Annotated in this window: 12 protein-coding genes and 4 pseudogenes; 8 read left to right on the plus strand and 8 right to left on the minus strand. The window is 60.9% G+C overall.

Features of this window, described 5'->3' with window-relative positions:
- Positions 1 to 31 precede the first annotated feature (31 nt).
- From HDC30_RS14680 to putP, 4 genes and pseudogenes are all read right to left on the minus strand, one after another.
- Positions 32 to 871, minus strand: coding sequence for a 23S rRNA (adenine(2030)-N(6))-methyltransferase RlmJ (locus HDC30_RS14680; RefSeq protein ID WP_096794722.1), 840 nt, complete (start codon positions 869 to 871; stop codon positions 32 to 34).
- Between the two features lie 320 nt (positions 872 to 1,191).
- Entirely contained in the window at positions 1,192 to 1,896 is a 705-nt protein-coding gene (locus HDC30_RS14685; protein ID WP_183783745.1) for a DUF4123 domain-containing protein, read from the minus strand.
- Positions 1,886 to 3,900: pseudogene (locus HDC30_RS14690) on the minus strand (type VI secretion system tip protein VgrG). The gene HDC30_RS14685 and the pseudogene HDC30_RS14690 overlap by 11 nt, the downstream one beginning before the upstream one ends.
- Before the next feature lie 353 nt (positions 3,901 to 4,253).
- Positions 4,254 to 5,738, minus strand: coding sequence for a sodium/proline symporter PutP (putP, locus tag HDC30_RS14695; RefSeq protein WP_027611355.1), 1,485 nt, complete (start codon positions 5,736 to 5,738; stop codon positions 4,254 to 4,256).
- A 457-nt stretch (positions 5,739 to 6,195) separates the two neighbouring features.
- On the opposite strand from putP, the gene putA reads away from it, so the two are divergent.
- The gene (putA, locus tag HDC30_RS14700; RefSeq protein WP_183783747.1) at positions 6,196 to 10,149 is read left to right on the plus strand and encodes a trifunctional transcriptional regulator/proline dehydrogenase/L-glutamate gamma-semialdehyde dehydrogenase; all 3,954 of its coding nucleotides are present in this window, start codon (positions 6,196 to 6,198) and stop codon (positions 10,147 to 10,149) included.
- A 260-nt stretch (positions 10,150 to 10,409) separates the two neighbouring features.
- Positions 10,410 to 12,212, plus strand: a complete 1,803-nt coding sequence (locus HDC30_RS14705) for an acyl-CoA dehydrogenase (RefSeq protein WP_183783749.1) — start codon at positions 10,410 to 10,412, stop codon at positions 12,210 to 12,212.
- A gap of 144 nt (positions 12,213 to 12,356) precedes the next feature.
- Here HDC30_RS14705 and HDC30_RS14710 read toward each other — a convergent pair.
- From HDC30_RS14710 to HDC30_RS14720, 3 genes and pseudogenes are all read right to left on the minus strand, one after another.
- Positions 12,357 to 14,294 (minus strand): annotated as a pseudogene (locus HDC30_RS14710) (methyl-accepting chemotaxis protein).
- Positions 14,295 to 14,394: 100 nt separating this feature from the next.
- Complete coding sequence (locus tag HDC30_RS14715) at positions 14,395 to 14,697, minus strand: cell division protein ZapA (RefSeq protein ID WP_027611351.1); 303 nt, start codon at positions 14,695 to 14,697, stop codon at positions 14,395 to 14,397.
- Positions 14,694 to 14,924 (minus strand): hypothetical protein, encoded by a 231-nt coding sequence (locus tag HDC30_RS14720; protein ID WP_183783751.1) that lies wholly within the window; start codon positions 14,922 to 14,924, stop codon positions 14,694 to 14,696. Before HDC30_RS14720 ends, HDC30_RS14715 begins: the two co-directional genes overlap by 4 nt.
- Before the next feature lie 344 nt (positions 14,925 to 15,268).
- Here HDC30_RS14720 and HDC30_RS29540 point away from each other — a divergent pair.
- The 6 genes and pseudogenes from HDC30_RS29540 to trxC all read left to right on the plus strand — a co-directional run.
- Positions 15,269 to 15,925: pseudogene (locus HDC30_RS29540) on the plus strand (MCP four helix bundle domain-containing protein); the annotation flags it as partial.
- Positions 15,926 to 16,228: 303 nt separating this feature from the next.
- Positions 16,229 to 16,828, plus strand: a pseudogene (locus tag HDC30_RS29545) (methyl-accepting chemotaxis protein); the annotation flags it as partial.
- A gap of 303 nt (positions 16,829 to 17,131) precedes the next feature.
- On the plus strand, positions 17,132 to 18,874 hold the full coding sequence (locus tag HDC30_RS14730) for a potassium/proton antiporter (protein ID WP_027611349.1): 1,743 nt from the start codon (positions 17,132 to 17,134) through the stop codon (positions 18,872 to 18,874).
- A 34-nt stretch (positions 18,875 to 18,908) separates the two neighbouring features.
- Positions 18,909 to 22,262, plus strand: coding sequence for a mechanosensitive channel MscK (gene mscK, locus HDC30_RS14735; RefSeq protein WP_097087044.1), 3,354 nt, complete (start codon positions 18,909 to 18,911; stop codon positions 22,260 to 22,262).
- 48 nt (positions 22,263 to 22,310) lie between these two features.
- Complete coding sequence (selO, locus tag HDC30_RS14740; protein ID WP_183783753.1) at positions 22,311 to 23,774, plus strand: protein adenylyltransferase SelO; 1,464 nt, start codon at positions 22,311 to 22,313, stop codon at positions 23,772 to 23,774.
- An 80-nt stretch (positions 23,775 to 23,854) separates the two neighbouring features.
- Positions 23,855 to 24,289, plus strand: a complete 435-nt coding sequence (trxC, locus tag HDC30_RS14745) for a thioredoxin TrxC (RefSeq protein ID WP_096794713.1) — start codon at positions 23,855 to 23,857, stop codon at positions 24,287 to 24,289.
- Positions 24,290 to 24,418: 129 nt separating this feature from the next.
- Here trxC and HDC30_RS14750 read toward each other — a convergent pair whose 3' ends face one another.
- On the minus strand, positions 24,419 to 25,189 hold the full coding sequence (locus HDC30_RS14750; RefSeq protein WP_166495975.1) for a ParA family protein: 771 nt from the start codon (positions 25,187 to 25,189) through the stop codon (positions 24,419 to 24,421).
- Between the last annotated feature and the right edge of the window lie 203 nt (positions 25,190 to 25,392).

Below are 25,392 nucleotides of genomic sequence, written 5' to 3' on the forward strand. Positions count from 1 at the left end.
GCGTCCGTTCAGACACCGCTAAAACAGTTGATCAGCTTTCGGCGATCAACCAATCCATCTGCCACCCACCCTGGGTCTGCCCAAGCTTCTTCGACAACCACGGCAGCAGCTCACGCAATTCTTCCTCCAGCCCCCACGGCGGATTGGCAATCGCCATCCCCGAGCCGTTGAGGCTGTTCGGCGTATCCAGCGGATGCACCAGCAGTTCCACGCGCAGCAACTTCGGCGCACCGGTACCAGCCAGATCCTGATAGAAACGTCGCAGCGCACGCTGGTCCTTTACCGGGTACCAGATCGCCGCCACGGTTTGGCGCATCCGGCCAATCGCTTCTTTCAGCGACGCCGCACACTTTTGCATCTCGTCGAGCTGCTCGAACGGCGGATCGATCAACATCACCGCACGCTTCTCCTGCACCGGCAGCATCGCCCGCGCCACATGCCAGCCCTCGCCCAGATGCACCTTGACCCGACGGTCGCCGGACATGTTCTCTTTGAGCTGCACGCCGTCTTCCGGATGCTTCTCGTTGAGCATCACCCGGTCCTGCGGTCGGGTCAGACGCCGCGCCAGCTCCGGCGAACCCGGGTAGTAGCGCAACTGGCCATCCGGGTTCATCTCGTGCAGCACCTTCATGTAGTCGGCGGTCAGCGCCGGCAGATCCGGCTGATCCCACAAACGCGCAATGCCTTCCAGATACTCGCCGGTACGGTTGGCCTGATCACCCTGCAAGTCATACAGACCGATACCGGCGTGCGTATCGAGATAGGCAAACGGTTGCTCCTTGCGCGACATCAGGGCGATGAGGCGGGTCAAGGTCAGGTGTTTGAACACATCGGCGTGATTGCCGGCATGGAAGGCGTGACGATAATTCATGGCTGCTCCTGCGAGGGCCGTAAAGTTTACCTTTTACCGGGCGGCAAGTCAGGGGTTGGCGGCCGAGTGGCCCTCTTACACCTTAAGATTCGGCCCAATACCTGTGGCGAGGGGATTCATCCCCGATGGGCTGCGCAGCAGCCCCCTATTCTGTCAACATGTTGTATCTGTTGCTCCGCGATGACAGGTCTTGGGGCCGCTTCGCTGCCCATCAGGGATGAATCCCCTCGCCACAGTTCAGTTGCCTCGACAACCCATCGAAAGCTTTATCAAAACCCAGGATGCGAACATCGCTGATCCGAGGACTTCGCCCGGAAATTTCATTCTGCTTCGTCCTGCAAATGGTCCAATAACGCCGATTGCGACGTTTCTTCCGACGCTGAAACCTGAAAAAACTGCCTGACCTTGCAACGTAAAACCGGCTCGGGAAAGGCCTCGAACACGGCAGGATGCTCCTCGCTCAGCCACTGCACAGCATTGCCGATGCGAATGTCATCAGCTGTTGCGGCCAAGACCGATCCCGGTACTTTCCACCAGGGAAACACCCGCCCTGAAACCTGCGCCCTGCCCCCGATATCCACGGCCTGTCCATTGATCAAGCCGCGCGAGATCACCGGTATCAACTGCGCAGATTGCACTTCATCGGACTGCAGGATCGGCAACAAAAACCGCCCATCCCAAAACCGGAAAAACACCGCTGTGCCGTCCGGCATCAGCACCTGAGTCAGGCTGCGAAAGTGCTCGACCAGCACTTCAAGGCTCGCGGAAGACACCGCCAGCCAACCCCAGTCGCGAGACTCGGTAGAGGTCACCCAATCGAGAAGCTCACTGCCTGCCGCGACAATTCCCACGAAGGGCATCACCGCGTCCCACTCGGCGTAGATCGTGTCCGCCCAGATCGGGCTCGGTGCAACCAGCGGAGGCCTGGCGTCGCTGGCATTACTGAAAATCGCGAACAGTTGCTCCGCAGGTTTCAGCGGTTCACGCGCCAACCACTCTGCAGGTGTGAGGCACTCAGGCAGCACAGACACCGTCCTTGCAGCGCTCGCATTCTTCGCAGAATGGTGCATCACCTTTAAAGCTCATGATTTGCGCAGCAGTGAGCATGGCCGCTGGTGCTGCTGCAAGTTTTGCCGGCAATCCCGGCACTCCCGGCGCTGCACTCATCGCCGCCATTGGCGCCCCACCCACGACAATCGGCACGCTACTGAAAATCCCGCCGGGACCGATGTTGATCCATTGCCCGCCGGCCTGAATCGTCGCGCTCGCGCCACCGTCGATCACCACTTGTTGCCCGGCACTGACGTGAATTTGTGCGCTCGCACTGGTTGCCTGACTACTCACCCGAATATGCCGATCACCAATAACCGTGAGGTGATCGTCCTGTTTCACTTCGGTCTGGCGCTGGCCGTGGGTGATGCGCTGCTCGTCAGCCTTGAGTTCATGGCTGGCAAGGCCAGTGACGACAATGCTGCGCTGGTTGTCGACCTGCACCTGCTGGTCGTGCAGGACATGCTGCGTCCAGTTGCGCTGGGCGCGCAGGTAGATTTCTTCGGCGCCCTTTTTGTCCTCGATGCGCAGCTCGTTGTAACCGCCACCACCGGGGCTGCTCTGGCTGCGGAAGATGCTGCGGGTCTGGTCGGTGGGCAGGTCCAGCGGCAGCGGAGTTGCGGCGTTTGGCAGGCAACCCATCACCAACGGTTTGTCGGCATCGGCATCGATGAAACCGACCAGCACTTCCATGCCGACCCGCGGGATCAGCACGCTGCCGTAATGATCATGCGCCCAGCCCGTGGCAACGCGCAGCCAGCAACTGGAATGCTCGTTGAGCTCGCCGTCACGATCCCAGGCCAGTTGCACCTTGACCCGGCCGTACTCGTCGCAATGGATTTCCGTGTCTTGCGGCCCGGTGACCACGGCAGGCTGATAACCGGGCATGCGCGGTTTTTCCGGCCCCAACGCCGGGCGAAAGAACACCTCCCACGGCGTGGCAAGAAAGGTATTACGGTAACCCTGGAATGTTTCCCCATCGCTGGTCACCGATTCCTCCAGCACTTGCGGCTGTCGGCCATGATGCTCGATGGCGGTGAGCAGCCAAAGGTCATTCCAGTCCTGGCGCGGATGCTCGCTCAGTTGCAGGAAATGTCCGCAAACCAGTGCGGATACGTCGCTGATGCCCTCAGCCTGACGGTAGTCGGCGACATGCCTTTCCAGCGTACGTTGCGCCAGTTGCCTGCCGGTTTCTCGATCGTTGAATTGGCCGGGAAAGTGATAGTCCTCCAGCACCGGGCGCTGCTCACTGTCGCTGCGGCTTTGCAGTTGCAGTCGCGGCTTTTCGAAGTTGTAGTCGCGCCGGGTCACCACGCTGGTACGGGTTTCCACTCGGACATTGAAGCGCTTGATGGCCGGCGCCGTCGACGCCATGCCGCTGCCCGGCAGATACAGCGTCGGCTCGGCCAGGCGCGGAAACACCGTTTGATCGTCGCCGAACACCAACAGATGGCCTTCGGGACTGTGCTGAAAGTGGTAATGAATGCCGACCTCGGCACACAGGCGCTGGATGAACGCCAGATCGCTCTCGGCGTATTGCACGCAATATTCCCGCACCGGGTAATCGCTGCCGAGGCGGAACTCGAAGGCATCGCGCAGGATTGCGTGATCCTTGAGGATCTGCGCGACGATCTGTGGAACCGTCTGATGCTGAAAAATCCGCTGGTTGATGCGGTGACCGAGGTAGGTCAGACGCGACACCAGGCTCAGGTGGTAGCGCGTCAGACGTTTCCCGGAATCGCCCTGCCCGACCTGATAAATCTGACCATGGACACCGGAACCTTCCGCATCGAAGCTCAGAAACGCCTGACGGTGCAGCAGGCTTTCGAGGTCCAGATCCGGACGCTCACTGACCAGTTCCAGCTCGAAACGAAAGGTTGGCTGATGGCTTCCTTGCCCGTGAACTCAAGGACTTTGAGATCAACTTGGGCGCCTTCGAGGGTCAACGTGAAACGCGGTTGATTGGCAGGCGCGAACATCCGATGTCTCTCTGCAGATTGAGGGCGGGCGATTCTGCATGAGGGGCAAGAGGTGTTGGGTGGGTGACGGGAAAATCAGATTTGCCCTACTTTTCCTGTCGAAAAAGCCTTCGAAAATCGGCGCATGCGACTACAGACAACCCTCTCAAACTCACCACCGATCTCCTGTGGGAGCGAGCCTGCTCGCGAAAGCGGCATGTCAGTCGACACATTCATTCAATGATCAATCGCATTCGCGAGCAGGCTCGCTCCCACATTGGATCTCCACAGGACTCGAGAAATCACAGGCATAAAAAAACGGCCCACCTCCTGTAGGAAGCGGGCCGTTTTCTGGTGAGCCCCAGCTCAGTGCATCACTTGTTCAGATGGAAATCTTTTTCCGCTGCCTGGAAGCGCTGCACCATGCCAGCAGTCGGCGCGCCGAGCTTGCTGACGATGTAGATCGCCAGGCTGGCGAAGATGAAGCCCGGGATGATTTCGTACAGACCCAGCAGTTCGAAATGCTTCCAGACCACTACGGTGATCGCGCCGACCAAGATGCCGGCCAGTGCGCCGTTGCGGGTCATGTCCTTCCAGATCACCGAGATCAGCACCACCGGACCGAACGCGGCACCGAAACCGGCCCAGGCGTAGGACACCAGGCCCAGAACGCGATTTTCCGGGTTGGCGGCCATGGCGATAGCAATCAGCGCCACCAGCAACACCATCGCGCGGCCGACCCAGACCAGTTCAACCTGGGAGGCGGATTTGCGCAGGAAGGTTTTGTAGAAGTCTTCGGTCAGGGCGCTCGAGCAAACCAGCAGCTGGCAGCTCAGGGTGCTCATCACAGCGGCGAGAATCGCCGACAGCAGGACACCGGCAACCCACGGGTTGAAAAGAATTTTTGCCAGCTCGATGAACACCCGCTCGTGGTTCTCGGTGACTGGACCGGCCACTTCCGGGTGCGCCGAGAAGTAGGCGATACCGAAGAAACCCACGGCGACGGTGCCGCCCAGGCACAGGATCATCCAGGTCATGGAGATGCGACGGGCGTTGGCAATCGACTTCACCGAGTCAGCGGCCATGAAACGCGCGAGGATGTGCGGCTGACCGAAGTAACCCAGACCCCAGCCCATCAGCGAGATGATGCCGATGAAGGTGGTGCCCTTGAGCATGTCGAAGTTGCTCGGGTCCTGAGCTTCGATGGCGAGGAACGTAGTATCGACACCACCGGTGGCCAGCAGCACGATGATCGGCGTCAGCAGCAGCGCGAAGATCATCAGCGTGGCTTGTACGGTGTCAGTCCAGCTCACCGCGAGGAAACCGCCGACGAAGGTGTAGGCAATCGTCGCCGCAGCACCGGCCCACAGCGCCGTCTCGTAGGACATGCCGAAGGTGCTTTCGAACAGACGGGCGCCAGCCACGATGCCGGAAGCGCAGTAAATGGTGAAGAACACCAGAATCACCACCGCCGAGATGATACGCAGCAGGCCGCTTTTGTCTTCGAAACGGCTGGAGAAGTAGTCCGGCAGAGTCAGGGCATCGCCGTTGTGCTCGGTCTGCACGCGCAGACGGCCCGCGACGAACAGCCAGTTCAGGTAGGCGCCGACGATCAGGCCGATGGCGATCCAGCTTTCGGACAGACCGGACATGTAGATGGCGCCCGGCAGGCCCATCAACAACCAGCCGCTCATGTCGGAAGCACCGGCAGACAGAGCCGTCACGACGCTGCCCAGGCTGCGGCCGCCAAGAATGTAGTCAGAGAGGTTATTGGTGGAGCGATAGGCCATGAAGCCGATCAGCACCATTGCTGCGATGTAGATCACGAACGTGATCAGTGTTGGATTGCTTACGCTCATTAAGTTACGCCCTGGCTTTGTTTTTATGTTGCAGCGGTGATTGATCGTCCACAAACGACGACGTTTGGCAGACGAAACGGGATCCCGCGCATTTAGGACTGATGTTTCCCCAGGAAAGCCACCAGCCGATGCACCGGGTATTCCCGGTTGCACCTTGGGCGCGAATGCTATGCAACAAAGTAAAAAAGGTGCAACCAGTTTCTGGCGATTAAGTTGCACCTAGTCGGATATACCAATAAATATGCCGTTTTTGCTCCTTTTTAGCGCAGTCACGGCGCTCCGCTAGAAGTAAAAGCACCAAGCAGGAGCGGCACTTCAGTACCAGAAAATAATTCCTGACGAAGCGTTTATTTTTCCGACAAAAAAAGGGTTGCACCCGGTTGCACCTCTTCCGGCGCACGGCTAATCTTGCCGCCAGCTGATGCCACGCAACTGTGGCAACCATGAGGATAAAAATATGGCTACCACCACCCTTGGGGTCAAACTCGATGACCCGACCCGCGAGCGCCTGAAGGCTGCCGCGACCTCGATTGATCGCACACCGCACTGGCTGATCAAGCAGGCAATTTTCAATTACCTGGAAAAACTCGAGGGTGGTGCAACCCTGACCGAACTGAACGGTTTGACCGCCAAAGACAGCGATGACGCTGGCGAAGTCCATACCGATCACGCCCACCAGTGCTTCCTCGAATTCGCTGAAAGCATCCTGCCGCAATCGGTACTGCGCGCATCGATCACCGCTGCTTACCGTCGCCCTGAGCCGGAAGTGGTGCCGATGCTGATCGAACAGGCACGCCTGCCGGCACCGATGGCCGACGCCACCAACAAACTCGCCGCGACCATCGCGGAAAAACTGCGTAACCAGAAAAGTGCCGGCGGTCGTGCAGGCATTGTTCAGGGTCTGCTGCAGGAATTTTCCCTGTCGTCCCAGGAAGGCGTGGCCCTGATGTGCCTGGCCGAAGCGCTGCTGCGTATCCCGGACAAAGGCACTCGCGATGCGCTGATCCGCGACAAGATCAGCACCGGCAACTGGCAGCCGCACCTGGGCAACAGCCCGTCGCTGTTCGTCAACGCCGCGACCTGGGGTCTGCTGCTGACCGGCAAGCTTGTTTCCACGCACAACGAAGCCGGCCTGACCTCGTCGCTGAGCCGAATCATCGGCAAGAGCGGCGAGCAGATGATCCGCAAGGGCGTCGACATGGCCATGCGTCTGATGGGCGAGCAGTTCGTCACCGGCGAAACCATCGCCGAAGCACTGGCCAACGCGAGCAAGTTCGAAGCCAAGGGCTTCCGTTATTCCTACGACATGCTCGGTGAAGCGGCCCTCACCGAACACGATGCGCAGAAGTACCTGGCGTCGTACGAACAAGCCATTCACTCGATCGGCAAAGCCTCCCACGGCCGTGGGATTTATGAAGGCCCGGGCATTTCCATCAAGCTCTCGGCCCTGCACCCGCGTTACAGCCGTGCGCAGTACGAGCGGGTGATGGACGAGCTGTACCCGCGCCTGCTGTCGCTGACCCTGCTGGCCAAGCAATACGACATCGGCCTGAACATCGACGCCGAAGAAGCCGACCGCCTCGAACTGTCGCTGGATCTGCTCGAGCGCCTGTGCTTCGAACCGCAACTGACCGGCTGGAACGGCATCGGCTTCGTGATTCAGGCTTACCAGAAGCGTTGCCCATACGTGATCGACTACGTGATCGATCTGGCCCGTCGCAGCCGTCATCGCCTGATGATCCGCCTGGTGAAAGGCGCGTACTGGGACAGCGAAATCAAGCGCGCCCAGGTCGAAGGCCTGGAAGGCTATCCGGTCTACACCCGCAAGGTGTACACCGACGTGTCCTACATTGCCTGCGCGCGCAAACTGTTGTCGGTGCCGGAAGTCATCTACCCGCAGTTCGCCACGCACAACGCCCACACCCTGTCGGCGATTTACCACATTGCCGGTCAGAACTATTACCCGGGCCAGTACGAATTCCAGTGCCTGCACGGCATGGGCGAACCGCTCTACGAGCAGGTTGTCGGCAAAGTTTCCGAAGGCAAGCTGAACCGTCCGTGCCGCGTGTACGCACCGGTCGGTACCCACGAAACCCTGCTGGCATACCTCGTGCGTCGTCTGCTGGAAAACGGCGCCAACACTTCGTTCGTCAACCGCATCGCCGACCAGTCGATTTCGATTCAGGAACTGGTGGCCGATCCGGTGGCCCAGATCGAGCAGATGGCGACCGTGGAAGGTGGTTTCGGCCTGCCGCACCCACGCATTCCGCTGCCGCGAGACCTCTACGGCGCCGATCGCGCCAACTCCGCCGGCATCGACATGGCCAACGAACATCGTCTGGCCTCGCTGTCCTGCGCCCTGCTCGCCACTGCGCACAACAACTGGAAAGCCGTGCCGATGCTCGGTTGCGCTTCCAGCAACGAAGCCCCGGCACCGGTGCTGAACCCGGCGGATCACCGCGATGTGGTCGGTCACGTGCAGGAAGCCACCGTCGAAGACGTCGACAACGCGATCCAGTGCGCGCTGAATGCTGCACCGATCTGGCAGGCCACCCCGCCGGCCGAGCGCGCGGCGATTCTGGAGCGTGCCGCCGACCTGATGGAAGGCGAGATCCAGCCACTGATGGGCCTGCTGGCCCGTGAAGCCGGCAAGACCTTCGCCAACGCCATTGCTGAGGTGCGTGAAGCGGTCGACTTCCTGCGTTACTACGCGGTGCAGGCGCGCAACGATTTCAGCAACGACGCCCACCGCCCACTGGGCCCGGTGGTGTGCATCAGCCCGTGGAACTTCCCGCTGGCCATCTTCAGTGGTCAGGTCGCTGCCGCACTGGCCGCCGGTAACCCGGTACTGGCCAAACCTGCGGAACAGACGCCGCTGGTTGCCGCGCAAGCCGTACGTTTGCTGCTGGAAGCCGGGATTCCCGAAGGCGTGCTGCAACTGCTGCCGGGTCGCGGTGAAACCGTCGGTGCCGGTCTGGTCGGTGATGAGCGCGTCAAAGGTGTGATGTTCACCGGCTCCACCGAAGTCGCGCGTCTGCTGCAACGCAACATCGCTGGCCGTCTCGACAGCCAGGGCCGTCCGATTCCGCTGATCGCCGAAACCGGCGGGCAGAACGCGATGATCGTTGACTCCTCGGCACTCACCGAACAAGTGGTAATCGACGTGGTGTCCTCGGCCTTCGACAGCGCCGGTCAGCGTTGCTCGGCCCTGCGCGTACTGTGCCTGCAGGAAGATTCCGCCGACCGTGTCATCGAAATGCTCAAAGGCGCGATGGCTGAAAGCCGCCTCGGCAACCCTGAGCGCCTGTCCGTGGACATTGGCCCGGTGATCGACGCTGAAGCCAAGGCCGGTATCGACAAGCACATCCAGGCCATGCGCGATAAAGGTCGCAGCGTGTACCAGGTGGCTATCGCCGACAGCGAAGAAGTCAAACGCGGCACCTTCGTCATGCCGACCCTGATCGAATTGGAAAGCTTCGATGAACTGCAACGCGAGATCTTCGGCCCGGTGCTGCACGTGGTGCGCTACAAGCGCAAAGACATCGACCAGTTGATCGGCCAGATCAATGCCTCCGGTTATGGCCTGACCCTCGGCGTACACACCCGCATCGACGAGACCATCGCCAAGGTGATCGACAACGTCAACGCCGGTAACGTCTACGTCAACCGCAACATCGTCGGTGCCGTGGTCGGCGTGCAGCCATTCGGCGGCGAAGGCCTGTCGGGTACTGGCCCGAAAGCCGGTGGTCCGCTGTACCTGTACCGCCTGCTGTCCACCCGTCCTACTGACGCGATCGAACAATCCTTCGCTCGCGGTGATGCAGCCGTCGCCCCGGACGTGCGTCTGCGTGATGCCATGAGTAAACCGCTGAACGCCTTCAAGGCCTGGGCCGAGAGCAACCAGTACGCCGAACTGAGCACACTGTGCGTGCAGTACGCCGCGCAATCGCAAAGCGGCATCACCCGCGTGCTGGCCGGCCCGACCGGCGAGAAGAACAGCTACGCGATCCTGCCGCGTGAACACGTGCTGTGCCTGGCCGACGTCGAAGGCGATCTGCTGACTCAACTGGCGGCGGTATTGGCTGTCGGCGGTTCGGCGGTATGGCCGGAGTCCGACATCAGCGAGGCCTTGTTCGCACGCCTGCCGAAGGAAGTTCAGGCGCGGATCAAACGGGTTGCCGACTGGCACAAGGATGAAGTGGTGTTTGATGCGGTTCTGCATCACGGCCATTCCGACCAGTTGCGTGGCGTCTGCCAGCAGATTGCCAAGCGTGCCGGTGCGATCGTTGGCGTTCAGGGCCTGTCCCAGGGCGAGACCAACATTGCGCTGGAGCGTCTGGTGATCGAGCGTGCATTGAGCGTCAACACCGCGGCGGCGGGGGGTAATGCGAGCTTGATGACTATCGGTTAAACCCGAGAAGTCAGGCAACCGCGATGGTTGCCTGACAATCAAATCCCAATGTGGGAGCGGGCTTGCTCGCGAAGGCGTTGTGTCAGTCGACATCTGCAGTGACTGATCCACCGCATTCGCGAGCAAGCCCGCTCCCACAGTTGTTTTGGGGTGTTTGTTAAGTCGGTGCTCGGCCCTGACATCACCGTTATCAATCATCGTATTCAGTCTTTATCAGCACGCCTAGACTCGGCCCAACCCCAATTTTCAGGTAGGCCGCCATGTCCGAGACGCTGCTCAGTTCCCGCAATCTGGCTTTCGAGCTGTACGAAGTCCTCGATGCCGAGGGCCTGACCCGGCGTGAGCGCTTCGTCGAACACAACCGCGAGACCTTCGACGCGGCCATCGGCACCGCGCGCAGCATCGCCGAGAAATACTTCGCACCGCACAACCGCAAGGGCGACGAGAACGAGCCGCGCTACGAGAGCGGTCAGGCGATGCTGATTCCCGAAGTGAAACCGGCGGTGGACGCGTTCCTCGAGGCCGGCTTCCTCAATGCCGCGCGAAGCTTCGAAGCCGGCGGCATGCAACTGCCGACACTGTTGTCGCAAGCCTGCTTTGCGCACTTTCAAGCGGCGAACGCGGCGACTACTTCCTACCCGTTCCTGACCATGGGCGCGGCCAATCTGATCGAAAGCTTTGGCACCGACGAGCAGAAACAGCGATTCCTGCAACCAATGATCGACGGCCGTTTCTTCGGCACCATGGCCCTGACCGAACCGCACGCCGGTTCCTCGCTGTCGGATATTCGTACCCGCGCCGAGCCGGCGTCTGACGGCACCTATCGCCTGAAGGGCAACAAGATCTTCATTTCCGGCGGCGATCATCCGCTGTCGGAAAACATCGTGCACATGGTCCTGGCCAAGCTGCCGGACGCGCCGCCGGGGGTGAAGGGCATTTCGCTGTTCATCGTGCCGAAGTTTCTGGTCAACGCTGACGGCAGCCTCGGCCAGCGCAACGATGTGCTGCTGGCCGGGCTGTTCCACAAGATGGGCTGGCGCGGCACCACTTCCACCGCGCTGAACTTCGGCGATAACGGCGAGTGCGTCGGCTATCTGGTGGGCAAGCCGCACCATGGTTTGAGCTACATGTTCCAGATGATGAACGAGGCGCGGATTGGCGTCGGCATGGGCGCGGTGATGCTCGGCTACGCCGGTTACCTGTACTCGCTGGAATACGCCCGCGAACGCCCGCAAGGCCGAGTGCCGGACAGCAAGGATCCGAGCACCGCGCCGGTAGCGATCATTCAGCACGCAGACGTAAGACGCATGCTGTTGACGCAAAAGTCCTACGTCGAAGGGGCGTTTGACCTCGGCCTGTACGCGGCGCGGCTGTTCGATGACACCACCACGCTGGAAACCGAAGCCGAGCGCAAACAGGCCCACGAGCTGCTGGACTTGCTGACGCCGATCGTCAAATCCTGGCCGTCCGAGTTCTGCCTGAAGGCCAACGAACTGGCGATCCAGATTCTCGGCGGTCACGGTTACACCCGCGAATACCCGGTGGAACAGTACTACCGCGACAACCGCCTGAACCCGATCCATGAAGGCACCCACGGTATTCAGTCGCTGGACTTGCTCGGGCGCAAACTGGCGCAGAACGGCGGCGCCGGATTGAAGCAACTGATCCGTCTGATCGCCAACACCGCCGAGCGCGCGACAGCGTACGAATCGTTGACCGCACTGCGTGAGCCACTGGAGCAATTGGTGGCTCGCCTGCAAACAGTCACCATCGGCCTGCTGACCGATCTGGCGCAGGGCAAGGTCAACAGCAGCCTGGCGAATTCGGCGCTGTACCTGAAGGTGTTCGGGCACACGGTGATTGGCTGGCGCTGGCTGGAACAGGCGATTCGGGCTGAGGAAGGCTTGGCCAAAGGCAATGCGGCGGATGCTGACTTCTATAAGGGCAAGCTGCAGGCGGCGCGGTACTTCCTGACGTGGGAAGTGCCGGGCTGTCACCATGAGCTGGCGTTGCTGGAGGCACGGGATGATACGTGTCTGGCGATGCAGGATGCGTGGTTTTGATCCAGGAGCTTTTTAGCGGCTGAAACCATTCGCGAGCAGGCTCGCTCCCACAGGTATTGAGGTGATCACGGCTTATGTGAACACACCGGAGCCAATGTGGGAGCGAGCCTGCTCGCGAAGGCATCAGCCCAGGCTACGCATCAATCAGCTCAACTTGAACCCACCCATCTGCCTTGCCAGATCATCCGCCAACCGCTGCAACATCTGACAATCCTCGCGACACGCCCTCACCTCTCCGGCCGTGGCCCGGGCCAGATCGGAAATTCCCTGCACGTTGCGGTTGATCTCTTCAGTCACCGCCGACTGTTCTTCCGTCGCGGTCGCAACCTGATGGTTCATGTCGCTGATGCGCTCGACCTGCCCGGTAATCGCGGTCAACGAGGCGCCCGTGCGCTGGCTCGATTCAACCCCGGTGCCGGTCGCCGCCTGCCCGGTGCGCATCGATGACACGGCATTCTCGGCGCCTTGCTTGAGGCTGCCGATCATTTGCTGAATCTCGTCGGTGGAGGCCTGGGTTCTGCGCGCCAAGGTGCGCACTTCATCCGCCACTACCGCAAACCCGCGCCCCATATCTCCGGCGCGCGCCGCTTCAATCGCCGCGTTGAGCGCCAGCAAGTTGGTCTGCTCGGACACCCCGCGAATCACCGCCAGCACCGAGTCGATCGACGCCACCTGATGCGCCAGCTCACCCACCGCACCTGCCGCCACACCAATCTCGTCGGACATGCTTTCGATATGACGGATCGAGCCGCCGACCACCTCCCGCGCCTGCATTGCTTCATCGCGAGCAGTCTGTGAAGCCAGCGCGGCGTTGCCCGCGTTCTGCGCAATTTCCTGCACGGTCAGGCCCATCTCGTGCACCGCCGTGGCGACCATGTCGGTCATTTCCTGCTGGCGCCCGGAGCGTTCGGCGGTGTTTTCCACCACTTTCGCCACTTGGCCGACCGCCGTGCGCAAACGCTCGCTGGTGGTCAGGACTTCGCCGATCAGCCCGCGCTGGCTGTCGAGGAAGCGGTTGAAACCCCGGGCCAGATCGCCCAGCTCATCGGCGCGGCTGGAATCTAACCGATGGGTCAAATCTCCACCGCCGCTACCGATCGCTACCAGCGCGGCTGTTACCTGACGAATCGGTCGCACCAGCCCTTGGGCCAGCCACACCACCAGCGCCAGGCACACCAGCGCCACCGCCAGACCGATGCCGCCACTCATCCACATCGCCTTGCGGGCCTCGGCGTAGATCTACGATTGCGGCACTTCGGCCACCAGCGTCCAGCCCAGATCGCGCAGCGGCAGGCTGAAGGCGAGGAAGTCTTCGCCATCGCGCTGGAAGGAGCTGTTGGTGGCGACTTTTTGACCCATGACCGCTTGCGCCGCCGACGCACCGATTTGCTCCGTGAGGGTGCGCTTGCCGCTGAACTGCGCCTCGGGATGGACCTGGATCAAACCGTCGGAACGCACGAGATAGACCTTGCCGCGCTCGCCAAAGCTGAAGTTGTGAATCAGCTCCGACAGCTCTTTCATGCTCAAGCCCAGCCCGGCGACACCGACCACTTTGCCGGCCTGCTCGACCTTCAAGTCGATGAACAGCGCCAATTCTCCAGTGGCGCCATCGTTGTCGATGTTCAGGGTGCGCGGCTGGTTGCTGTCGAGGAAGGAATAGAACCAGGCATCGGCTGGTTTGGTCCGGCTTAGCGTGCGATCCAGGCCTTTTTCGGTGATGTAGTGATTGGAATCGGTGCCGATGATCAGTGCAGTGAAGGCTTTGTGTTCGGCGCGGATGCCTTCCAGATACTGCGCGAAAGCCGCTGTTTTGCTGCTGTCTTCACCCGAGGCCAACCAGTCGCGCACCATGGAATTGCTGGCGATGTCTTTGGCGGCGGTCAGCGGCTGGACGAGGATGCGTTCGATATCGTTGCGCGTCGCTTCAATGCTCGACGGCAGCGCTTGTTCGACCAGATAGCTCTGGGCGAGGCGGTTGACCACCAGGGTATAAATGCCAACCACGATCAGGATGCTGACCAGCAGGGCGGTGCCCATGCTGAGAATCAGCTGCCATTGAATACTGCGTCGCCACAACTGCATGGAGCACCCCCAAAGAATAAGTGGCCGAAACAATGCAACAGCCGTGCCGATTGTATACAACCCGTATCGACAATTTATTCTTTGGTTGTGCGCAACCCCATCAGCCCTGATTGATGGTCTTGGCGATGGTGTCGACCGTGGCGCTGACTTGCTCTTGGTAACGGTCGAGTTCTGCCTGATGCTGCTTCTTCATTTCGATCTGCTGCGAGCACAGGTTCATCGCGGCCAGCACCAGCAAGCGGTCACCGATCAGCGTCGGGTATTTGCGTTTGGTGTCGGCCAGGGCGGCCTTGAGCATCAGTGCGGCATCCAACAGGGTCTGTTCTTCCCCGGCCGGTGCCTTGATCGAATAGTCCTCCCCGAGAATGGAGATGACTTTTACCCCTGCGGTGCCGTGGTTCATGCGCTGACAGGGCCTGCGTTGACGCGATCAACCAGAGCCTGGATGCGCGCTGCGGTGGCGCCGTGCTTCTCTTCCTGTTCCATCAGGCTCAGTTGCAGGCTTTCGTTTTCATCCTTGGCCTGGGCCAGTTCCGTGGACAGGGTCTGGTTGGATTGCGTGAGGGTCTGGTTCTGTTGCACCAGGTCGCTGACGAGCTGTTCCAATTGGCTGAGGGATGCTTCCAACATTTTGATCTTCCAGGCGTTTTTCAAAGGGCGCGTACGATAAAGAAAAGTCACTGCGGATGCCAGGGTTATACCGGCGCAAGGCCTTGATTTTCCTGGCGGCCGACCGTTCTCGCGAGTTTAAAAGACTGTGATCTGCCGATCTGGTTCCTGCACTTCGTCGCTCAGGCCCATATGCGACAAATACGCACAGTGCCTCAAGACTTTAGTCGTATGACCGATAAGTCATCCATACAGCAGTCTCAGCCCGCATGGATGCGGCCCTTTTTGGTATCCGCGCCATGTCCCTTCGCAATATGAATATCGCCCCCCGGGCGTTCACCGGCTTCGCACTGATCGGCGGCCTGATGCTGATTCTCGGCGTGTTCGCCCTGAACCAGATGAGCAAAATCCGCGGCGCTGCCGAGGACATCACCAACAGCAGCGTGCCGAGCATCAAGAACCTCGACGAGTTCACCCAACTGACCTTGCGCCTGCGGGTGCTGTCCTACCGCTTGCTGGTTAATCGCGAGCCGGACGTGCAGCAGAAGACCATGGAACTGCTGGACACCCGCAACCAGCAGATCCGCGCCGCCCAATCGGCCTATGAGCCGTTGATCAGCGGCCCGCAGGAACGCGCAGCCTACGATCAATATGTGCAGTTGCTCGGCCAGTACCGCCAGATCGAAGACCGGATGAAGAGCCTGTCGCGCAACAATCAGGTGGACGAGCTGCGCAACCTGCTCAACACCGAGTTGCTGAACAACTCCGAAGCGATGAACACCGTGCTCAACCGCCTGATGCAGATCAACGGCGAGCAGATCAGCCAGACCAATCAAGAGGCGGTCGACCAGTATTCCTCGGCGTTCAATCTGGTGGTCACCCTGCTGGTCGTGGCGACCGGCCTGACCTTCCTGTTCGCCTGGCTGCTGACCATCAGCATCACCAAGCCGATTTCCAAAGCGCTGGACGCGGCGGAAACCATCGCCGAAGGCAACCTGACCCAGCCGATCCACGTCGACGGCACCGACGAAGCCGGGCGTCTGCTGGCGGCCATGGCCAAGATGCAATCGAAGCTGCGCGACACCCTGCAGCGCATCTCCGGCTCGGCCACCCAGCTTGCATCTGCAGCGGAAGAGCTGAACAGCGTCACCGACGAAAGCGCCCGTGGCCTGACCCAGCAGAACAACGAAATCGAGCAGGCCGCCACCGCTGTCAACGAGATGACCAGCGCCGTGGAAGAAGTCGCGCGCAATGCGGTGAGCACTTCGGAAGCCTCGAAGAACGCCACCACCTCGGCCGGCGACGGCCGTGATCTGGTACAGGAAACCGTCAGCGCCATCGAACGCATGAGCGCCGACGTACAGAGCACCGCGACCCTGATCGGCGATCTGGCGAATGAATCCCGTGACATCGGCAAGGTGCTGGACGTGATTCGTGGCCTGGCGGATCAGACCAACCTGTTGGCCCTGAACGCGGCAATTGAAGCGGCGCGTGCCGGTGAAGCCGGTCGCGGTTTTGCCGTGGTCGCCGATGAAGTGCGTGCCTTGGCGCATCGCACCCAGCAGTCGACCAGCGAAATCGAACGCATGATCGGCAGCATCCAGAGCGGCACCGAACACGCCGTGGATTCGATGCGCAACAGCACCGAGCGCGCCGAATCGACGCTGAACATCGCGCGGGGTGCCGGGATGTCGCTGGACACCATCAATACCGCGATCGTCGAGATCAACGAGCGCAATCTGGTGATCGCCAGCGCCGCTGAAGAACAGGCACAAGTGGCCCGCGAAGTGGATCGCAACCTGGTGAACATCCGCGACCTGTCGGTGCAATCGGCTACCGGCGCGAATCAGACCAGTGCGGCGAGCAACGAGTTGTCGCGCCTGGCGCTGGATCTGAACAACATGGTCGGGCGTTTCAGCCTGTAAGGCCCACTTCGCCATATCGGGAGCAATCCATTGTGGCGAGGGGATTCATCCCCGATCGGCTGCGAAGCAGTCGTAAAACCATCGTGCGAGGTGTATCTGATGCACCTCGCATTCAGCGTTTAGGGCGGCTTCGCCACCCATCGGGGATAAATCCCCTCACCACAGTTTTCATTCGGTGCCCATTCAATGTGATGCCCACGTAAAAAGCTTTTTGACAGCATCACATTTCAACAGGTTAGAATCGCTGGCACGCAGACTGCATGGTCAGTTTGTGCCCGTCTTTACGCTTCTGGAGTACTGCCTTTGAATGCGACGACCATCAACAGCCTGTTCTTGATCGGCGCGTTGCTGGTAGGTGCGAGCATTCTTGTCAGCTCACTTTCCTCCCGTCTCGGCATCCCCATTCTGGTCATCATCCTCGCGGTCGGCATGACGGCCGGGGTCGATGGCGGCGGGATCATTTTCGATAACTACCCGACGGCCTATCTGGTCGGCAACCTCGCACTGGCGGTGATCCTCCTCGACGGCGGCTTGCGCACTCGCGTTTCGAGTTTCCGCGTGGCCCTGTGGCCGGCGCTGTCGCTGGCGACGGTCGGGGTGCTGATCACCACCGGGCTGACCGGCATGGCCGCGGCATGGCTGTTCGACCTGAACCTGATCCAGGGCCTGCTGATCGGCGCCATCGTCGGCTCCACGGACGCCGCCGCAGTGTTCTCGCTGCTCGGCGGCAAGGGCCTCAACGAACGGGTGACCGCCAGCCTGGAAATCGAATCCGGCAGCAACGACCCGATGGCGGTGTTTCTCACCGTGACCCTGATCGACATGCTCGCCAGCGGCCAGACCGGCCTGCACTGGAGCCTGTTGACCCACCTGATTCGCGAATTCGGCATCGGCGGCGTGATCGGCCTTGGCGGTGGCTGGCTGATGCTGCAACTGGTCAACCGGATCAACCTCGCTACCGGCCTGTACCCGATTCTGGTGATCGCCGGTGGTCTGGTGGTGTTCGCCCTGACCAACGCCCTGCACGGCAGCGGCTTCCTCGCGGTGTACCTGTGCGGTCTGGTGATCGGCAACCGCCCGGTGCGCAGCCGTCACGGCATTCTGCACATGCTCGATGGCATGGCGTGGCTGGCGCAGATCGGCATGTTCCTGGTGCTGGGGCTGCTGGTCACTCCGCATGACTTGCTGCCGATCGCCCTGCCCGCTCTTGGCTTGGCACTGTGGATGATTCTGTTCGCCCGGCCGCTGTCGGTGCTGGTCGGCCTGCTGCCGTTCAAGGCATTCCACGGTCGCGAGAAAGCGTTTATTTCCTGGGTCGGGTTGCGCGGCGCGGTACCGATCATTCTCGCAGTGTTCCCGTTGATGGCCGGGTTGCCGAATGCGCAGCTGTACTTCAATCTCGCGTTCTTCATTGTGCTGGTGTCGCTGCTGGTGCAGGGCACGAGCCTGCCGTGGGTGGCCAAACTGTTGAAGGTGACGGTCCCGCCGGAGCCGGCGCCGATTTCCCGTTCGGCACTTGAAGTGCACATCACCAGCGAGTGGGAGCTGTTCGTTTACAAGCTCGGTGCCGAGAAATGGTGCATCGGTTCGCCCCTGCGCGAGCTGAAAATGCCCGAAGGCACACGTATCGCCGCCCTGTTTCGTGGCCAGCAACTGCTCCATCCGTCGGGTAGTACGGTGCTGGAAGTCGATGATTTGCTGTGTGTTATCGGCCATGAACACAACTTGCCAGCACTCGGAAAACTGTTCAGCCAGGCACCGCAACGCGGTCTGGATCTGCGCTTCTTCGGCGACTTCGTGCTCGAAGGAGACGCCCAGCTTAAAGCGGTTGCAGCGCTTTACGGGTTACCGGCCGAGGGCATCGATCCGGACATGACCCTGGGTGCGTTCATTGCCCACAAGGTCGGGGGGGCACCGATCGTTGGCGACCAGGTGGAGTGGAACAACACTCACTGGACGGTCGCGGTCATGGACGGGAACAAGATCGGCAAAGTGGGCGTCAGATTCCCCGAAGGAAGTCGCCCGGGCCCCGGTCTCTTCCTCTAAACTGCGTCCACTCTCACTTGCTTGACCGGTCTCTATGCCTACCCTGCGCTCCTTCTTTTTCGCGGCCCTGCTGGGCCTGAGTCTTTCCGTCGGCCCGCTCTACGCCGCCGAACCGCCGTCCAGCGAAGCCGTGCAGGCCAGCCTCGACAAACTGGCCGACAGCAAACTGCCGGATGCCGACAAAAAGAGCCTGCAGACTGTCCTGCAAACCACGCTCAATCAACTCAACAGCCGGCGTGATTACGACCAGAAGCTGATCGACCTCAAGCAGCAACTGGCCTCCGCCCCTCGGCAGACCATCGAGAACACCCGCGAACTGACGCGCCTCAAGGCCACGCCAGTGGTGCCGGTGGCGCAGCGCTTCACCAAAGAGTCGATCCAGCAACTGGAGCAGATCCTCACCGATCGCTCGACCCAGCAGAGCGACCTGCAAAAAGCCCTGGCCGATGCCAACAGCCTGATCATCACTGCCCAGACCCGTCCCGAGCGGGCGCAGGCGGAAATCTCTGCCAGCCAGACGCGCATCCAGCAGATCAACAACATCCTCAAGTCCGGCAAGGACGCGGGCAAGACCGTCAGCGCCGAGCAGCGCGACCAGTTGAACGCCGAGCTCGCCGCGTTGAACTCACTGATTCCGCTGCGCCGCCAGGAACTGGCGGGCAACAGCCAGCTGCAGGATCTGGGCAACAGTCAGCACGACCTGCTCTCGGAGAAATCCGACCGTCTCGATCGCGAGATCCAGGAACTGCAGACCTTGATCAACCAGAAGCGTCTGGCGCAATCTCAGGAAACCGTGACCCAGCAGTCGATCGAAGCACAGAAGGCCGGCGGCAGCAGCCTGCTCGCCACCGAAAGTGCGGCCAACCTCAAGCTCTCCGATTACCTGCTCAAAAGCACCGACCGCCTCAACGAAGTCACTCAACAGAACCTGCAGACCAAACAGCAACTCGACAGCCTGACCCAAAGCGACTCGGCCCTCGACGAGCAGATCAACGTGCTCAAGGGCAGTCTGCTGCTGTCGAAGATTCTCTATAAGCAGAAACAGGCGCTGCCGCGACTCAAGGTCGACCGCGATCTGGCGGACCAGATCGCCGATATTCGCCTGTATCAGTTCGAAGTCAGCCAGCAGCGCGAACTCCTGAGCAATCCGGCGACCTACGTCGACAACCTGCTCTCCACCCAGCCGCCGGAACAAGTCACCCCGCAACTGCGCAAGAGCCTGATGGAACTGGCCAACACCCGCGCCGACCTGCTGGAGCGCCTGAACCGCGAACTGAGCGCGGTGCTCAACGAATCGATCACCCTGCAACTCAACCAGAAACAATTGCTGAGCACCGCGCAGAGCCTGCGCGCGACCCTTGACGAGCAGATGTTCTGGATCCCCAGCAACAAGCCGCTGGACGCGGAATGGATTCGCGGCGTGCCAGAGCGGCTCAAGCGCCAGATCGACACCCTGCCGCTGGCCTCAAGCCTGAGCGAGCTGACCGACGGCCTGACCCAGCGCCCGCTGTTGTTCCTGCCGCTGGCCTTGCTGATCGGCGCTCTGCTGTGGCGGCGCAAGGCGCTTTATGCGCGACTGAACAAGGTTCACCAGGACATCGGGCACTTCAAACGTGACAGCCAGTGGCATACGCCCCAGGCGATTCTGATCAATATTCTGCTGGCGATGCCGGTAGCGCTGGGCCTGGGCCTGTGCGGCCTGGCCTTGCAGATCGACGCCCGCGGGCAAAACGCCAACATGGGCGCGGCGTTGCTGCAAATGGGCCAGGCGTGGCTGGTGTTCTACACCGCTTACCGGATTCTCTCGCCGGGCGGTGTGGCGGAGTTGCACTTCCGCTGGGACAAACCGCAGGTCGAATTCCTTCAGGGCTGGATCCGTCGCCTCGGGCTGGTGGTGATGGCGCTGGTGACCGTGGTGGCGGTGGCCGAATTGCAACCGGCAGCGCTGGCTGACGACGTGCTCGGCATGCCGGTGGTATTGACCTGCTACGCCCTGATGGCGTGGCTGCTCAGCCGTCTGCTGATCAGCAGCCCGGCCCACGAAAACACCTCATTGTTCCGCAGGGCCGTGGGCGTGATGTTCACCCTGCTGCCAATCGCCCTGTTCGTCGCGGTGTGCTTCGGCTACTACTACACCGCGCTGAAACTCAGCGACCGGTTGATCAACACCCTGTACCTGCTGATGTTCTGGCTGGTGATCGAGGCTACCTTCGTCCGTGGTCTGGCGGTCGCCGCACGCCGCCTGGCCTACCAGCGCGCCCTGGCCAAACGTCAGGCGGCGAAAGAAGCAGGCGACGGCGAAGCAGTCATCGAAGAGCCGACCCTGGACATCGAAAAGGTCAACGAACAGTCGCTGCGCCTGATCCGCCTGGCACTGCTCGGCGGTTTCATCGCCGCGCTGTACTGGGTCTGGGCCGACCTGATCTCGGTGTTCTCGTACCTCGACAACATCACCCTCTACGAATACACCAGCGGCACTGGCGCCAACATGAGCATGGTGCCGATCAGCATCGGCGACATGCTCGGCGCGCTGATCATCATCGGCATCACCTTCGCCCTCGCCCGCAACCTGCCGGGTCTGCTCGAAGTGTTCGTGCTATCGAAACTCAATCTGGCGCAGGGCAGCGCCTATGCGACCACGACGCTGCTGTCTTACGTGATCGCCGGTGTCGGTTTTGTCTCGACCCTGTCGACCCTCGGCGTCAGCTGGGACAAGTTGCAATGGCTGGTGGCGGCGCTGTCGGTCGGCCTCGGTTTCGGTATGCAGGAGATCTTCGCCAACTTCATCTCCGGCATCATGATCCTGTTCGAGCGTCCGGTGCGGATCGGCGACACCATCACCATCGGCAACCTGTCGGGCACGGTGAGCAAGATCCGCATCCGCGCCACGACCATCACCGACTTCGACCGCAAGGACATCATTGTCCCGAACAAGACGTTCATCACCGGGCAACTGATCAACTGGTCGCTGACCGACACCATCACCCGCGTCACCTTGAAGCTGGGCGTGGACTACGGCTCTGACCTGGATCTGGTCAAGGAGCTGCTGCTCAAGGCCGCCCGGGAAAACCCGCGCGTGCTCAAAGAGCCCGAGCCGCACGTGTACTTCCTCAACTTCGGCGAAAGCACCCTCGACCACGAATTGCGCATGCACGTGCGTGACCTCGGTGACCGCAACCCGGTGATCGACGAAGTGAACCGCTTCATCAATCGCGAGTTCAAGAAGCAGCACATCAACATCTCGTTCCGCCAGATGGAGGTGTACCTGAAAAACCTTCATGGCCAGGAATACAAGTTGGTGCCGATCGAGGACGAGAACAAAACCATCGTGCCGATTGGCGCCGAGCAAAAGCCGCTGCAAGAGCCGCCGCCGGCCAAACTCGACTAACCGGTCTGATCCCAGCAGAATGTTCGGACATTCTGCTGGAGCCGGCCCTTGAAAGCCCTCGACGAACTGACCTTCGACAATCGCTTCGCCCGCCTCGGCGATGCGTTCTCCGCCCACGTGCTGCCCGAGCCGATCGACAACCCGCGTTTGGTCGTCGCCAGCCCGGCGGCCCTGGCCTTGCTCGATCTTGATCCGGCAACCGCTGAGACTCAGGAATTTGCTGAACTGTTCGGCGGCTACAAGTTGTGGGCCGATGCCGAACCACGAGCGATGGTCTATTCCGGGCATCAGTTCGGCGGCTACACGCCACAACTGGGTGATGGTCGCGGGCTGTTGCTTGGCGAGGTCTACAACAACGCCGGCGAACACTGGGACCTGCATCTGAAGGGCGCCGGGCAGACGCCGTTTTCGCGCATGGGCGATGGCCGCGCGGTGTTGCGTTCGTCGATCCGCGAATTCCTTGCCTCCGAAGCGCTGCACGCGCTGAACATCCCGTCTTCACGTGCCGCCTGTGTGATTGGCTCCGACACTCCGGTGTGGCGCGAAAAGCAGGAACGCGCGGCGATGGTGCTGCGTCTGGCGCCAAGCCATGTGCGCTTCGGCCACTTCGAGTATTTCTACTACACCAAGCGTTCCGAGCAGCAGAAGTTGCTCGGCGAACACGTATTGGCGATGCACTATCCCAAGTGCCTGGAGCAACCGGAACCGTATCTGGCGATGTTCCGCGAGATCGTCGAGCGCAATGCCGAACTGATCGCCAAGTGGCAGGCCTACGGCTTCTGTCACGGGGTGATGAACACCGACAACATGTCGATCCTCGGCATCACCTTCGACTTCGGCCCGTTCGCCTTCCTCGACGACTTTGACGCCAACTTCATCTGCAACCACTCGGATGATCAGGGCCGCTACTCGTTCAGCAACCAGGTGCCGATCGGCCAGTGGAACCTCAGCGCTCTGGCCCAGGCCCTGACGCCGTTCATCAGCGTCGAAGCCCTGCGCGAAACCCTTGGTTTGTACCTGCCGTTGTTCCAGGCGCACTACCTCGACCTGATGCGCCGCCGCCTCGGCTTCACCAGCGCCGAGGATGACGACCAGAGGCTGCTCGAAGACCTGCTGCAACTGATGCAGAACAGCGGCGTCGACTACACCTTGTTCTTCCGCCATCTCGGTGAGGAGTCCGCAGAACAGGCTGTCGCCCGCTTGCGCGATGACTTCGTCGACATCAAAGGCTTCGATGCCTGGGGCGAGCGCTACGTGGCACGGGTTGCCCGCGATGGCGACAGCGATCAGGAACAGCGCCGTGCACGGATGCACGCGGTCAATCCGCTGTACATCCTGCGCAACTATCTGGCGCAAAAAGCCATCGACGCCGCCGAACAAGGCGACTACTCCGAAGTACGCCGCCTGCATGCGGTGCTGAGCAAACCGTTCGACGAGCAGCCGGGGATGGAAGGTTATGCCGAGCGGCCGCCGGAGTGGGGCAAGCATCTGGAGATCAGTTGTTCGTCTTGAGGCTCCGGATTCAACCTTGATAAACGCCTCGTACGACTCCAGATCAGTCGTACGAGATATCAACTTAAACCGAGCCCGTCATGACCACTCCACTCCTCATCCCCTGCCCCGTCTGCAACGGCCTCAACCGCATCCCCGCCGAACGCCTCGCCGACCAGCCGAAATGCGGGCGCTGCAAGTCCGCGGTGCTGTTGAGCAAGCCGTTCGAACTCAAGCAAGGCGATTACGCCAGCCAGATCAAAGGGGATCTGCCGTTGTTGGTGGATGTGTGGGCGGACTGGTGTGGGCCGTGCAAGTCCTTTGCGCCGGTATTCGAGCAGGCGGCGGCGCAGTTGGCGGGCAAGTGCCGGTTGGCCAAGCTCGACAGCGAAGCCAATCAGCAGTTGTCGGCGCAGCTGGGGATTCGCTCGATTCCGAGTTTGATTCTGTTCAAGAACGGTCGGGAAGTGGCGCGCCAGAGCGGGGCGTTTCCGTTGCCGCAGTTGATGGCGTGGCTGCGTAGCCAGGGCATCTGATCCAACACAAATTCAATTGTAGGAGTGAGCCTGCTCGCGATGGCTTCTTTTCAGGCAACTCAGATGCTCGCAGACAGGACGCCATCGCGAGCAGGCTCACTCCTACAGGTGATCTGAGTAGCTCAGGGATCAATGGTCTTCGAGCAGGTTGTGCAGTTCGACAAATTGCTGCGTCAGTTTATGCCTCGGGTCGAGGTGGATCAGCGGGGTGCTGGCCTGGTGCGACTCGCGCATGCGCACCGAGCTGTTCAGATACACCGGCAGCACCGGCAAGCCCTCGGCAATCAGCTCATCGAGGATCTGCTGCGGCAGGCTGGCCCGGGCCTGGAACTGGTTGACCACGATGCCTTCGACTTCCAGGCCTTCGTTATGGTCTTCCTTCAACTCTTCGATTTCCGCCAGCAGCCCGTATAGCGCCTGACGCGAGAAGCTGTCGCAGTCGAAGGGAATCAATACCCGATCGGCGGCGATCAACGCCGACACCGCATAGAAGTTCAATGCTGGCGGGGTATCGAGATAAATCCGGTCGTATTCGCCATCCAGCTCATCGAGCAATTTGCGCAGCTTGTTGATCTTGTGCTTGGCCTCGAGCTTGGGCTGCAGGTCGGCCAGCTCAGCGGTAGCGGTGATGATGTGCAGGTTGTCGAACGGGGTTTCGTAGATGTCGGCCTGGTTTTTCTTCGAGAACGGCCCGGAAGACAGGGTCTGCTTGAAGAAGTCGGCAATGCCCATCGGTATGTCATCGCCGGTGAGCCCCGTCAGGTACTGAGTGGAGTTGGCCTGGGCATCGAGGTCGACCAACAGCGTGCGATAGCCCTCGCTGGCACTCACCGCTGCCAGATTGCAGGCAATGCTGGATTTGCCCACGCCACCTTTCTGATTGAACACCACGCGCCGCATGACAAAACCTCCGTGTATCAAAGAATGACCGAGTGTAGTTGCCTGTGCGTGCGCTTCGCTACCTTCAACGACGCGGACTACAGAGTCAGGCGCAAAAATCAGCGGGCACAGCGGGCAAAAACCTCCCGAGTGCGCTGATATGCCCGACAGACAAATCCCGCACGATCCGGATAATGGCCAAATGACATTTTTTCCACGAACCA

Origin of the sequence: Pseudomonas sp. JAI115 (assembly GCF_014200835.1) — a bacterium.
GTDB lineage: Bacteria > Pseudomonadota > Gammaproteobacteria > Pseudomonadales > Pseudomonadaceae > Aquipseudomonas > Aquipseudomonas putida_A.

Excerpts from the sequence above, each read along its gene's own strand:
- HDC30_RS14715 (WP_027611351.1), bottom strand. The coding sequence starts at position 14,697 with ATGAACCACGGCACCGCAGGGGTAAAAGTCATCTCCATTCTCGGGGAG.
- HDC30_RS14720 (WP_183783751.1), bottom strand. The coding sequence starts at position 14,924 with ATGTTGGAAGCATCCCTCAGCCAATTGGAACAGCTCGTCAGCGACCTG.
- putP (WP_027611355.1), bottom strand. The coding sequence starts at position 5,738 with ATGAGCGTAAGCAATCCAACACTGATCACGTTCGTGATCTACATCGCA.
- HDC30_RS14705 (WP_183783749.1), top strand. The coding sequence starts at position 10,410 with ATGTCCGAGACGCTGCTCAGTTCCCGCAATCTGGCTTTCGAGCTGTAC.
- mscK (WP_097087044.1), top strand. The coding sequence starts at position 18,909 with ATGCCTACCCTGCGCTCCTTCTTTTTCGCGGCCCTGCTGGGCCTGAGT.
- HDC30_RS14750 (WP_166495975.1), bottom strand. The coding sequence starts at position 25,189 with ATGCGGCGCGTGGTGTTCAATCAGAAAGGTGGCGTGGGCAAATCCAGC.
- trxC (WP_096794713.1), top strand. The coding sequence starts at position 23,855 with ATGACCACTCCACTCCTCATCCCCTGCCCCGTCTGCAACGGCCTCAAC.
- putA (WP_183783747.1), top strand. The coding sequence starts at position 6,196 with ATGGCTACCACCACCCTTGGGGTCAAACTCGATGACCCGACCCGCGAG.
- HDC30_RS14680 (WP_096794722.1), bottom strand. The coding sequence starts at position 871 with ATGAATTATCGTCACGCCTTCCATGCCGGCAATCACGCCGATGTGTTC.